Annotated in this window: 12 protein-coding genes; 6 read left to right on the top strand and 6 right to left on the bottom strand. The window is 65.4% G+C overall.

Annotated elements, in window-relative coordinates; genetic code table 11:
• Window positions 1–4: 4 nt before the first annotated feature.
• Both IB259_RS05840 and IB259_RS05845 read right to left on the bottom strand, forming a co-directional pair.
• Complete coding sequence (locus tag IB259_RS05840; RefSeq protein WP_054454080.1) at window positions 5–1,564, bottom strand: amino acid permease; 1,560 nt, start codon at window positions 1,562–1,564, stop codon at window positions 5–7.
• Between the two features lie 134 nt (window positions 1,565–1,698).
• On the bottom strand, window positions 1,699–3,198 hold the full coding sequence (locus IB259_RS05845) for an AMP nucleosidase (protein ID WP_370127645.1): 1,500 nt from the start codon (window positions 3,196–3,198) through the stop codon (window positions 1,699–1,701).
• Window positions 3,199–3,509: 311 nt separating this feature from the next.
• Between IB259_RS05845 and IB259_RS05850 the strand changes: the two genes are divergently transcribed.
• Window positions 3,510–4,109: a C40 family peptidase gene (locus tag IB259_RS05850; RefSeq protein ID WP_054454079.1), complete on the top strand. Its 600-nt coding sequence runs from the start codon at window positions 3,510–3,512 to the stop codon at window positions 4,107–4,109.
• A gap of 101 nt (window positions 4,110–4,210) precedes the next feature.
• Here IB259_RS05850 and IB259_RS05855 read toward each other — a convergent pair whose 3' ends face one another.
• A complete protein-coding gene (locus IB259_RS05855; protein ID WP_054454077.1) occupies window positions 4,211–4,981 on the bottom strand; it encodes an SDR family oxidoreductase in 771 nt (256 codons plus the stop codon).
• A 333-nt stretch (window positions 4,982–5,314) separates the two neighbouring features.
• Between IB259_RS05855 and IB259_RS05860 the strand changes: the two genes are divergently transcribed.
• The 5 genes from IB259_RS05860 (at window position 5,315) to IB259_RS05880 (ending at window position 10,235) form a co-directional block, all read left to right on the top strand.
• On the top strand, window positions 5,315–6,019 hold the full coding sequence (locus IB259_RS05860; protein WP_054454075.1) for a c-type cytochrome: 705 nt from the start codon (window positions 5,315–5,317) through the stop codon (window positions 6,017–6,019).
• Entirely contained in the window at window positions 6,016–6,933 is a 918-nt protein-coding gene (locus tag IB259_RS05865; protein ID WP_192327990.1) for a c-type cytochrome, read from the top strand. Before IB259_RS05860 ends, IB259_RS05865 begins: the two co-directional genes overlap by 4 nt.
• A gap of 102 nt (window positions 6,934–7,035) precedes the next feature.
• Window positions 7,036–7,668, top strand: coding sequence for a guanylate kinase (gene gmk, locus IB259_RS05870; RefSeq protein ID WP_082400970.1), 633 nt, complete (start codon window positions 7,036–7,038; stop codon window positions 7,666–7,668).
• A gap of 44 nt (window positions 7,669–7,712) precedes the next feature.
• The gene (gene rpoZ / locus IB259_RS05875; RefSeq protein WP_006219679.1) at window positions 7,713–7,916 is read left to right on the top strand and encodes a DNA-directed RNA polymerase subunit omega; all 204 of its coding nucleotides are present in this window, start codon (window positions 7,713–7,715) and stop codon (window positions 7,914–7,916) included.
• A gap of 21 nt (window positions 7,917–7,937) precedes the next feature.
• Window positions 7,938–10,235, top strand: a complete 2,298-nt coding sequence (locus IB259_RS05880; protein ID WP_054454071.1) for a bifunctional (p)ppGpp synthetase/guanosine-3',5'-bis(diphosphate) 3'-pyrophosphohydrolase — start codon at window positions 7,938–7,940, stop codon at window positions 10,233–10,235.
• 47 nt (window positions 10,236–10,282) lie between these two features.
• Here IB259_RS05880 and glnQ read toward each other — a convergent pair whose 3' ends face one another.
• From glnQ to glnH, 3 genes are all read right to left on the bottom strand, one after another.
• Complete coding sequence (gene glnQ, locus IB259_RS05885; RefSeq protein WP_054454067.1) at window positions 10,283–11,011, bottom strand: glutamine ABC transporter ATP-binding protein GlnQ; 729 nt, start codon at window positions 11,009–11,011, stop codon at window positions 10,283–10,285.
• On the bottom strand, window positions 11,008–11,664 hold the full coding sequence (glnP, locus tag IB259_RS05890) for a glutamine ABC transporter permease GlnP (RefSeq protein WP_054454065.1): 657 nt from the start codon (window positions 11,662–11,664) through the stop codon (window positions 11,008–11,010). Before glnP ends, glnQ begins: the two co-directional genes overlap by 4 nt.
• Before the next feature lie 143 nt (window positions 11,665–11,807).
• On the bottom strand, window positions 11,808–12,560 hold the full coding sequence (gene glnH, locus IB259_RS05895; RefSeq protein WP_054454063.1) for a glutamine ABC transporter substrate-binding protein GlnH: 753 nt from the start codon (window positions 12,558–12,560) through the stop codon (window positions 11,808–11,810).
• Between the last annotated feature and the right edge of the window lie 42 nt (window positions 12,561–12,602).

Raw genomic sequence — 12,602 nt, forward strand, 5'->3', positions numbered from 1 at the left:
GCCCTCACCTCGCCTCGCCCGCCGCAGGCTCGCCCCGCAGCGCTGAATCCAGATAAGCACTACGCGCCCGCGCATCCGGGAAATGCATGTCCCGGTAGTTCACGAAGCGCGAGCCGCGCGCCAGCCGGTAGCCGGCCCAGATCAGCAGGAACAGCGGAATCCCGATGTAGGTCGCGACCACGCCGCCCCAATCGATCTTGTCCTGCAGGAACGCCTGGTAGTTCTGCCCCAGGGTGATGATCAGGCAGAGCACGAAAGCGAAGATCGGCCCGAACGGGAAGAACGGCGACACATACGGCAGATCGGCCAGGTTATGGCCCTGCTTCACGTAGCCGCGGCGGAACCGGTAGTGGCTGATGGCGATGCCCAGCCAGGCGATGAAGCCCGTCATCCCGGAGGTGTTCAGCAGCCAGATGTAGACGGCGTTGGGGCTGAAAATGAAGGTGAAAAAACACAGCGCCGCCACGACCGTCGTCGCCAGCAGCGCCCACAGCGGCACGCCGCTGCGCGAGATGCGGCCGAAGATGCGCGGCGCCTTGCCTTCGCGGGCCAGGCTGTAAAGCATGCGTGTAGCCGCGTACATGCCGGAATTGCCCGCCGACAATACCGACGTCAGCACCACCGCGTTCATGACCGAAGCCGCCCCCAGGAGGCCGGCGCGCTCGAAGATCAGCGCGAAGGGACTGACGCTGATGTCCTCGACCTCGTTGCGCAACAGGTGCGGGTCGGTATAGGGAATCAAGAGGCCGATGACCAGGATGGCCGCCACGTAGAACAGCAGGATGCGCCAGAAGACCTGGCGCACCGCGCGCGGCAGGTTTCGCGCCGGGTCCTTGGATTCGCCGGCGGCGATGCCGATGAGCTCGGTACCCTGGAACGAAAAGCCCACCACCATGGCCACGCCGATCAGCGCCGCGAAGCCGCCTGAGAACGGCGCATCGCCCACGGTCCAGTTGGCCAGGCCGCCCGTTTCTCCGCCCCGGATGATGCCCAGCAGCATCATCACGCCCATGGCCACGAACGCCAGCACCGCGATCACCTTGATCAGCGCGAACCAGAACTCTGCCTCGCCGAAGCCGCGCGCCGACATGGCGTTCAGGCCGAAGGTGATCGCCAGGAACAAGGCGCTCCAATAGAAACCCGGCACGTCGGGAAACCAGTAGGCCATGACCAGTTGCGCCGCCACCAGGTCCACCGCCACGGTCACCGCCCAGTTGTACCAATAGTTCCAGCCCAGGGCGAAGCCGAAGCCGTCCTCGACATAGCGCGCGCCGTAAGTGGAAAAGGAACCGGAAACCGGCATCGCGGCGGCCAGTTCGCCCAGGCTGGTCATCAGGAAATAGACCATGATGCCGATCAGCACGTAGCCCAGCAGCGCCCCGCCGGGGCCGGCCTTGGCGATGGTCGCGCCGGAGGCCACGAACAGGCCGGTGCCGATGGACCCGCCCACCGCAATCATGGTCAGGTGGCGTGCGGACAGCGTGCGGCGCAGTTCGGAAGGCGGGTTCGCCTTCGCCTCGCGCGTGCCGCCTGAGCGACGTTCATCGTGTTCCGATGGTGCCAAAATGCATTTCCTTCAGGTCATGAAGGCACCTGTGCGCAACGCCAGGTGCCTGGGAATTTCCAAGCAACCGGCGAGAATAGCGCAAGAGGCCCCATCCGGTGAAATCGGACGGCCTCGGGGACGGATCGATGAACCTACTGGAACGCCGTTTCCATGAAGGTGCGCAGCTTGCGCGAATGCAGGCGTTCCGGCGGCATGTCGCGCAGCCGCTCCAGGGCGCGGATGCCGATTTCCAGATGTTGATTCACCTGGCGGCGGTAGAAGGCGCTGGCCATGCCGGGCAGCTTCAGTTCGCCATGCAAAGGCTTGTCCGACACGCACAGCAAGGTGCCGTACGGCACACGGAAGCGGAAGCCGTTGGCCGCGATGGTGGCGGATTCCATGTCCAGCGCAATCGCGCGGGACTGCGCAAAACGCTCCACCAGTTCCAGATGATCGCGCAGTTCCCAATTGCGATTGTCGATGGTGGCGACCGTGCCCGTGCGCATGATGCGCTTCAGATCCCAGCCCGACAGCCCGGCCACTTCTTCGACCGCCTGCTCCAGCGCCACTTGCACCTCGGCCAGCGCCGGCACCGGCACCCAGGTTGGCAGGTCGGCGTCCAGCACGTGGTCCTCGCGCACATAGCCATGAGCCAAGACGTAGTCGCCCAGGCGCTGCGAATCGCGCAGGCCGGCACAGTGGCCCAGCATCAGCCAGGCGTGCGGGCGCAGTACGGCGATGTGGTCGGTAATGGTCTTGGCGTTGGACGGTCCCACGCCGATGTTCACCAGCGTGATGCCCGAATGGTCGCCGCGCACCAGGTGGTAGGCCGGCATCTGCGGCAGGCGGACCGCCTGGTCCTCGTCGCCCGGGCCGCTTTCGCCCCGGCGCGTGATGCGGTTGCCCGGCTCCACCAGCATTTCGTAGTCTTCGTTGCCGCTGGCCATGAGCGCGCGGGCGCGGGCGCAGAACTCGTCCACGTAGAACTGGTAGTTGGTGAACAGCACGAAATTCTGGAAATGCGCCGGCGCGGTCGAGGTGTAGTGCTGCAAGCGGTGCAGCGAATAGTCCACGCGCTGGGCCGTAAAAGGCGCCAGCGGCTTGGGCTCGCCCTCCTTGCCGCGCCAGGAACCGTTGACGATGGCATCGTCCGTCACCGCCAGGTCGGGCACGTCGAACAGGTCGCGCAGGGGCCGCTTGAGTGCCTCCAGGTGCTCGCCCTCGACGTAGGCGCCCTCGGGGAAGGCGAAATGCAGCGGAATGGGCGAATCGGACTCGCCGACTTCGACCGCCACGCGGTGGTTCTGCAGCAGTTGGCTGACCTGCTCTATCAGGTAGTCGCGAAACAGCGCGGGCTGGGTGATGGTGGTCTGGTAAATGCCCGGTTCGGCGACGTGGCCGTAGGACAGCCGGGTATCGATCGGATCGTAGGTTTCCACCACGATGCGGATGGCCGGGTAGTAGGCTCGGGCGCGCTCGCGGCCGTTGGTCGAGCCTTTCAGCACTTCACGGAAGGCGGCGCGCAGGAATGCGGTATTGCGCGCATAGATTTCGATCAGGCGCTCCACTGCCGCCACCGCATCCTGGAACGGCTCGAAGGGCAAGGCTTCTGGCCGGCTCATGGAAGACAAAGGGTGCACTGCGTTCATCATCGAGCTTTACTCCGCTTCTCATCTTATCTGTAACCGCGGCCGCTGCCGGCTTGCCGGGCCGCAGGGCCGATTGCGACGATTATGCCCGAGCCCGCGCAAGATGAAGTGTCATATTCGACGGCCCGGGAAGCTGCGCGCGCCGTAACTTCCATCGACAAGAATGCTGCATTGCACTACAAATGTAATGAAACATTATTCCATTACAATCACATGGCAGTCCGGGGTTTTACGTCCCGGTGTTGCCCCCCTTTCCGCCGGCTTGCCTGTCCAGGCAAAGCCATGCCGCCCACTCCGATTCTTGAAGTGACGTAATGACGCCGCCCACGCGAAAAGCCCGAATTGCCCAACTACGCATTCCCGTATTCCTGTCAGCGCCCATCATCGCCCTGACCCTTTCCTGGATTCCCGACGCCGCTCAGGCGTCCGTCCGCTCCGAGCAGGCCCGCCCCTCGCTTACCGGCCTGCGCCTGGCCCAGGAACCCACCGTCCCCACCCTGCGCGACCGTGTCGTGCAAGCCGGCCTGGATGCCATCGGCACCCCCTATAGCTGGGGCGGCGACGATGCCGACGGTTTCGATTGCAGCGGACTGGTCCTGCACGTCTTCCGTGAAATAGCCGGCCTGGAGCTGCCTCGCACGGCGCGCGCTCAACGCACCGCTGGCGAATCCGTCGCCAACAAGCAGGATCTGCGCCCCGGCGACCTGGTGTTCTTCGCCACGCGCGGCCGCGGCGTGACCTCGCACGTCGGCATCTACATCGGCCAGAACAAGTTTGTCCACGCTCCGCGCCGCGGCACCAAGGTGCGTGTGGACGAAATGAAGAATTCGTACTGGACCAAGCGCTACGTCGGCGCCCGGCGCTATCTGGATATGCAACCGGGCCAGATGCTGGCCCAGGCTTCCGCCCGCTGACGGAAAAAATCGGGGCGTCGCTGCCGACGCCCCTTGGGGGAGGCACCACAGCCTGCCGCGGCCAGTCCAGCAAGGACGCGCCGCCGCAGGCTTGCCGCGTTTCAGCCCCGGCCCACGAAGGGCATGTTGGTCGCCATGATGGTCATGAACTGCACGTTGGCCTCCAGCGGCAGGCGCGCCATGGCGGCCACCGCCTGCGCCACGTGCGCCACGTCCATGCGCGGCTCCACCTTGGTGCTGCCGTCCGCCTGCAGGATGCCTGCGGCCATGCGTTCGGTCATGTCGGTGGCGGCATTGCCGATGTCGATCTGGCCGCAAGCGATGTTGTAGGGCCGGCAATCCAGCGAAATGGACTTGGTCAGCCCGGTCACCGCGTGCTTGGTGGCGGTGTAGGCGATGGAGAACGGACGCGGCGCATGCGCCGAGATCGAACCGTTGTTGATGATGCGCCCGCCACGCGGATTCTGCGCCTTCATCACGCGAATGGCGGCTTGCGCGCACAGGAACATGCCGGTCAGGTTGGTGTCCACCACCTCGCGCCACAGCGATACGGGCAACTCCTCGATCGGCATCGCGGGCGCGCCGCGGCCGGCATTGTTGAACAGCACGTCCAGCCGGCCATATTCGCGCTGCGCCGCATCGAATAGTTCGCGCACGGCCTGCTCGTCGGATACATCCGTGGGCACCACCAGCGCCCTCACGCCGTCCTCGCCCGCCGCGGTGCGGGTGGCTTCCAGCGGTTCGCGGCGACGGCCGGCCAACACGACCCGATAGCCTTGCGCCAGGAATTCCAGCGCCACCGCGCGGCCTATGCCGGTACCGGCGCCGGTGACCAGCGCCACGCGCGGGTGTTCGATCTCGTTCGCTTGCATCGGATTCTCCTTGTTATCGATCGGCGGAATGCTACCCCAATCATTCTGGCCATGCTGCAAGCGAAGGTTCCAGCCGTGACACATTCGAACGCGTCACACGCAAGCAAAAATTACCCGGCATGGACAAGCTGCCAAATGCGCCGGAAGACCCGTTTTTCCTGCAGCGATCGCGACCGGCGGATCCGCGCCCGCTCAGCTATTCCGGGCAGAAAAAATCCGCGCAACGCATGCCACAGGGCCGACAATCCCGTGTTGATCCGTCACAAGTCTTTATATAATTCCTGGAAATTAGCTTATTACCAAAAATCCAATAACACCCACGGAGCAGGTTCTATGACCCCACGGTCCCTACCCGCCGCACTGGTCCTGAGCGCGTTGTACGCCGCCTCGGCCGGTGCGCAAAGCGCGCCCGACGGCAAGCAGATCAGCACCCAGGGCGCCAACGGCGCGCCCGCCTGTATCACCTGCCACGGCGCCCGTGGCGAGGGCAATCCCGCCGCGGGCTTTCCGCAACTGGCCGGCATGGGCAGTGCGTACCTGGACGAACAGCTCGAAGCCATGGCCAATGGCTCGCGCGTCAGCCCGGTCATGGCCGCCACCGCCAAGGCGCTGGACCCGGCGCAGCGCAAGGCTGTGGCGCAGTACTACGCCTCGCTGCCTTCCGCGCTGGACATCGACAAACTGGCCGCCACCGCCATGCATCCGGCCAAGCCGGCCGACACCGGCGCCTGGCTGGCCACCCGCGGCGCCTGGGACAAGAACGTGCCCGCCTGCAACCAGTGCCACGGGCCGGGCGGCATCGGCGTCGGCGCGAATTTCCCCGCCTTGGCGGGCCAGCCCGCTGCCTACATCGCGGGCCAACTGCGCGCCTGGCAGCAAGGCCAGCGCCCTCCGGGTCCGCTGGGCCTGATGCCGGCCGTGGCCACGCGCCTGTCCAGCGCCGAGATCGACGCCGTCTCCGCCTACTATGCAGGCCTGCCCAAGGCCGCCGACCAGCTTGCCGCGCAAGCCAACACCGCCGCGGGAGCCCAGCAATGACCGCCACCAGCCTGCGCCTGCTGTTCGCCGCCTGTCTGTTCGCGTCCGCCGCCACGTTTGCGGCCGAACCCCGCCCGTCCTTCACACCACCGTCGGCCGCGTCCATCCCCGACAACGATTTCGGCAAAGCCGTGCGCGAAGGCGAACAGATCTTCCTGCACACCCCGCAGAACGCCGCCAAGTTTGTCGGCAACAACCTGAACTGCGTCAGCTGCCACCTGGACGCCGGCCGCCGGCCGGACTCCGCGCCGATGTGGGCTGCCTACGTGCTCTACCCCGCCTATCGCGCCAAGAACGGCCACGTCAACACCCTGGCCGAACGCCTGCAAGGGTGTTTCCGCTTCAGCATGAATGGCAAGGCGCCCGCCGCGGACGATCCCACCCTGACCGCGCTGCAGACCTATATGTTCTGGCTGGCCAGCAAGGCGCCCACCGGCGTGGTGCTGGAGGGCCAGGGCTACCGCAAGCTGCCCGCGCCCGCCAAGAAGGCCGACTACGTGCGCGGCAGCGAGGTCTATGCGCAATACTGCGCGGTCTGCCACGGGGCCGAGGGCCAAGGCCAGAAGAACGGCAAGCACTGGGTGTTCCCCGCCCTGTGGGGCGCGGACTCCTTCAACTGGGGCGCGGGCATGCACCAGATCGGCAATGCCGCCGGCTTCATCAAGGCCAACATGCCGCTCGGACAGGCCGGCATGCTGAGCGACCAGGAAGCCTGGGACGTCGCCTACTTCATGAATGCGCACGAGCGTCCGCAGGATCCGCGCTATACAGAGTCTGTCGCCGCGACCCGGGCCAAGTACCACGACTCCGACGACTCGCTTTACGGTATCGAGGTCAACGGCCATTTGCTGGGCAGCGACTCGCCGCCAGCCGGCGGCAAGCTGACCCAGGCCGCCGCCAAGGCTGGCGGCTGAGTCCGGCAGGCGCAGATCACGCGGCCGGCTTGCGGGTTCCCCCCTGCCCGGCCGCGTGATTTGTTATTCTTCGTGTCTTAGCATCACACGCCTGCCACATTCATGTCCGCCAATCCCGGAAACGTCTTCATGGTCGTCGCGCCCAGCGGCGCCGGCAAGTCCAGCCTGGTCAAGGCCTTGCTCCAGCAAGACCCCTCCATCCTGCTCTCCATTTCCTGCACCACCCGCGCGCCCCGCCCCGGCGAGGAAGACGGCCGCGAATACCGCTTCGTGTCCACGGACGAATTCAAGCTTCTGCGCGAGGGCAACAACCTGCTGGAATGGGCGGAAGTGCATGGCAACTTTTACGGCACGCCGCGAGACCGCATCGACGAAGCCACGCGCGCCGGCCGCGACGTGCTGCTGGAGATCGACTGGCAAGGCGCGCGCCAGGTGAAGCAGCGCTTCCCCGGCGCGATCGGCGTGTTCGTGCTGCCGCCGTCCATCGATGAACTCGAAAGCCGGCTCAAGGCGCGCGGCCAGGACGCGCCCCAGGTGATCGCGCGCCGCCTGATGGCCGCGGGCGGCGAAATCGCCCACGCGCCTGAATGCGAATATGTTATTATTAATCAAGAATTTAGCGTGGCCTTGTCGGAATTGACTCAAATAGTCAGCGCCGCACGGCTGCGCTTTTCGTCTCAGGCCGCCCGCCACAGCCAGTTGTTCTCGCAGCTGGGCATCCCGGCCGAGCACTGAGCCGAACGCATTCTCCCTATCCTCCATCAGCACCAGGTGTCCTAATGGCTCGCATTACCGTCGAAGACTGTCTGAATCAAATCCCCAATCGTTTCAAGCTCACGCTGGCCGCGACCTACCGCGCCCGCGAGTTGGCGCAAGGCCATGCCCCGCGCCTGGACAGCAAAGACAAGCCCACGGTCACTGCCCTGCGCGAAATCGCGGGCGGCCTCACCGGCGTGGAAATGCTGCGTAAAGTACCCACCTGATAATCTCCGGGGGCGGCAAGCATGGCTTTTCCCGGGCTGAAGTACGCTTCATCAGGTCTGCTTGCCGCACTGCGTGCCGGCTCCCGTCTCGGGCGCCGCACCGGCAAGAAAGACAAGACTCCCCCCACGCCACCGTCCGTCGCCGCGCAAGAAGCGGCGGACGCGACCGCCTCGCCGGTCGCTTCGCTGGCGCCGCTGACCGAAATCATCGGCAGCTATCTCGACAAGAAAGACGTAGAGCGCGTGCGCGAAGCCTATCGCTTCGCGGACCAGGCGCATCTGGGCCAGTTCCGCGCCAGCGGTTCGCCCTACATCTCTCACCCCATCGCCGTCACCGAAATCTGCGCAGGCTGGAAGCTCGACGTCAACGCGTTGTCCGCCGCCCTGCTGCACGACGTGATGGAAGACCAGGGCATCGCCAAGCATGAGCTGGCCGAGAAATTCGGCCCTGAAGTCGCAGAACTGGTCGACGGCCTGTCCAAGCTGGATCGCCTGGACTTCGCCACCAAGGCCGAACAACAGGCCGAGAGCTTCCGCAAGATGCTGCTGGCGATGGCGCGCGACGTGCGCGTCATCCTCATCAAGCTGGCCGACCGCCTGCACAATATGCGCACGCTGGACGCGGTCAATCCGGAAAAGCGCCGCCGCATCGCGCGCGAAACACTGGACATCTACGCGCCTATCGCGCATCGCCTGGGCCTGAACCTGCTGTTCCGCGAACTGCAGGACCTGTGCTTTGCGGCCATGTACCCGAACCGCTATCAGGTGCTGTACAAGGCCGTGCTGGCCGCGCGCGGCAACCGCCGCGAGGTCATCACCAAGATCGCCGATTCGGTGCGGGCTTCGCTGCCCGCCGCCGGCATCGAAGCCGAGGTCACCGGCCGCGAGAAGACGCTCTACGGCATCTACCGCAAGATGGTCGACCAGAAGAAGTCGTTCTCCGACGTCCTGGACATCTACGGTTTCCGCGTCATCGTGCACACCCTGCCCGAGTGCTACCTGGCGCTGGGCACGCTGCATCAGCTCTACCGGCCCGTGCCCGGCAAGTTCAAGGACTACATCGCCATCCCCAAGGTGAACGGCTACCAGTCCCTGCACACGACCCTCGTCGGCCCCTACGGCACACCGGTAGAGTTCCAGTTCCGCACCCGCGACATGCATCACGTTGCGGAAGAAGGCGTGGCCTCGCACTGGCTCTACAAGGGCGCGGACCTGACCCTCAACGACCTGCAGAAGCGCACCCACCAGTGGCTGCAATCGCTGCTGGACATCCAGAGCCAGACCGGCGATTCCGGCGAATTCCTGGAGCACGTCAAGGTCGACCTGTTCCCCGACGCGGTCTACGTGTTCACGCCGCGCGGCAAGATCATTTCGCTGCCCCGCGGCGCGACGCCGGTGGACTTCGCCTACGCGATCCACACCGACATCGGCAACCAGGCGGTGGCCGCCAAGGTCAACGGCGAGTTCGTGCCGTTGCGCACCGAACTCAACAGCGGCGACACGGTGGAAATCGTCACCTCCCCCGCCTCCCGTCCGAACGCGCAATGGCTGAACTACGTGCGCACCGGCCGCGCGCGCTCTGAAATCCGCCACTACCTGCGCACCGTCAAGTACGAAGAATCGGTGGCCTTTGGCGAACGCCTGCTGGGCCAGGCGCTGCAAGAGCTGCACATGCCCCTGCCCGCCACCGACGACCCGGCGTGGCAGAAGCTGGCGCGCAGCACCGGCGCCAGCTCGCGCGAGGAAATCCTGGCCGACATCGGCCTGGGCAAGCGCCTGGCCGCCGTGGTGGCGCGCCGCTTCGCGCCCGAACACCAGTTGGTCGCAACCACGGCCGCTGCCGTGGACGAACTGACCTCGGCGCGCAGCGCCCCCATCCTGATCCAGGGCAATGAGGGCCAGGCGGTGCAATTAGCGCCTTGCTGCGGCCCGCTGCCGGGCGACCCCATCATCGCCGGCATGCGCATGGGACACGGACTGGTGGTGCACACCGCCGATTGCCCGGTGGCCATGCGCCAGCGCCTGCGCGAACCAGAACGCTGGATCAACGTCGCCTGGGACCCCAACAACACCGCCAAGCACCTGGCCACGCGCCTGGACATCGTCACGCGCAACGAACGCGGCGTGCTGGGCCGGCTGGCGGCGGAAGTCACGGCGGCCGACGCCAACATCGTGCACGTCACCATGCACGACGACGCGGTCGCCACGGTGTCGCTGCATCTGACGATCCAGGTCGACAGCCGCAAGCACCTGGCGCAGGTGATCCGCGCCATCCGGCACGTGCCGCAAGTGCAGAAGATCGTGCGCGTGAAGGGTTGAGCAGTTCTTCAGTGCAGGGCTGAATCGCCAGCCCTGCACTGCTCTGCTCAGGTCACGTGCTGCAGAAAATCCTTGAGCCGCTGACTGGGCGGATTGCTCAGCAATTCGCCAGGCGGCCCGTCATGCGCGATCTTGCCCGCGTCGATGAAGATCAGGCGGCTGCCCACCTTGCGCGCGAACTCCATCTCATGCGTGACCACGACCATGGTCATGCCCTCCTCGGCCAGGTCGCGCATGACTTTGAGCACCTCGTGGCGCAGCTCCGGATCCAGCGCCGACGTGGGCTCGTCGAACAGCATCAGCTTGGGCTTGATGGCCAGCGCCCGCGCAATCGCCACGCGCTGCTGCTGGCCGCCTGAAAGCTCGGACGGATAGTGGTCCATGCGCTCGGCCAGGCCGACCTTGGCCAGCAGGCTTTCGGCCAGCTCACGCGCCTCGGCGCGGCTTTGCCCACGGGTATGGATCGGGCCGAACATGACGTTTTCCAGCGCCGTCATCTGCGGGAACAGATTGAACTGCTGAAACACCATGCCCGCCTCGCGCCGGATTTCGCGCACTTGCGCGGCCCCGCCGTTCACGCTCAGGCCATCGACCAGCAGATCGCCATCGTTGATGGTTTCAAGCACGTTGATGCAACGCAGGAAGGTGGACTTGCCCGAACCCGAGGGCCCAACCACCACCACGACCTCGCCCGCGTCGATGTTCAGCGAGATCCCGTTGAGCACCACGGACTCGCCGAAAGTCTTGGTGACGTTGTGGAATTCAACCATGCTCATAGTATGCGCATCCTTCTTTCAATCAGATGCAGGCCCAACGCCATCAGGCCGGTCAGGATCAGGTAGACGATCGCCACCGCCGACCAGATCTCGACGGCGCGAAAGTTGCTGGCCATGATTTCCTGGCCCTGCCGGGTCAGTTCGGCCACGCCGATCACGATGAAGAGCGAAGAATCCTTCAGGCTGATGATGCACTGGTTGCCCAGCGGCGGAATCATGCGGCGGAACGCCACCGGCCCGATGATGTGGAAGAGGATCTTGTGGAACGGCAGCCCCATGGCCTGTCCGGCTTCCTTCAGGCCCTTGTGCACCGATAGCAGCGCGCCGCGCACGATCTCGGAAATGTAGGCCCCGGAATTGATGATGAGCGTGACGATGGCCGCCCACTCCGCGTCCACCCGGATGTTCGCCAGCAGGGGCAAGGCGAAATAGATGAACATCACCTGCACCACGATCGGCGTGCCGCGGATGACCGCGACGTAGACCTGTGCGATGGCCGACAGGATGGGATGCCCGTAAGCCCTTGTCACGCCGGACAGCGCGCCCAGCAAAAAACCGCCGAACAAGCCCCAGAACGTGATCTTGATGGTCATCAGCGTACCCTCGAGCAGATTGGGTAGCGCGTCCCTGATTACAGTCCAGTCAAACTCCACGATATTCCCCCTATGGCGCGGCGCCGCGCCGTAGCGCGGCGGGAGCGGCGCGGGACCATACGCCCGACTGCGGCGTAGCTGCCGGCATCAGCCGGCGCAGGCCGATGCCGGGCGGTCCCGGAATGCAATGCGGACCCGGATGCTCAGGGCTTCTTGCCGAACCACTTGGTATAGATGGCGTCGTACTGGCCGTTGGCCTTCAGCGTGGCCAGCGCCTTGTTCACCTGCGGCACCAGATCGCTGCCCTTGGGGAAGGCGATGCCGTAGAAGTCGCCGCTCTTGACCGAGCCGACCACCTTCACGCGGCCCTTGCCGGCGGTGTTGGCGTAGTACTGGACATTGGGCGTGTCGTGCACCGCGGCGTCGACGCGGCCGGTGGCCAGTTCCAGATAGGCGTTGTCGATGTTCGGGAACAGCTTGAGCTTCGCATCCGGCACCTGCGCCTTCAGGAAGTCCACGGTGGCGGTTCCGGTCTTGACCGCGACGGTCTTGCCGGCCAGGGACTTGGCGTCCTTGATGTCCGTGTTCTTTTCGCCGACCAGGATGGCCAGGCCGCTTTCGTAGTAGGGATCGGAGAAGTCGATGACCTTCTTGCGGTCGTCGCGGATCGTGATGCCGGCCAGCGCCGCGTCGATGTTCTTGGTTTGCAGGCCCGGGATGATGCCCGCGAAGTCCATGGGCTGCAGCTTGTACTTGAGGTTGAGTTCCTTGGCGATGGCCGCCCACAGATCCACGTCGAAGCCCACGTAGGTATTACCCTGCTTGAACTCGAACGGCACGAAAGCGGTATCGGTGGCCACCACCAATTCCTTGCCTTGGGCATGCGCGCCTGAGACGGCACCGAACATGGCCACGGACAGGCCGACCAGTGCGGCGGCGACTTTGCGTTTGATCATGAAACTCTCCTCTTGGGGACCAGTCGGCACCCCGGGGTTGTT

This window comes from Achromobacter sp. ACM04, assembly GCF_014851465.1.
In the GTDB taxonomy this organism is placed as follows: Bacteria; Pseudomonadota; Gammaproteobacteria; order Burkholderiales; family Burkholderiaceae_B; genus Achromobacter; species Achromobacter aegrifaciens.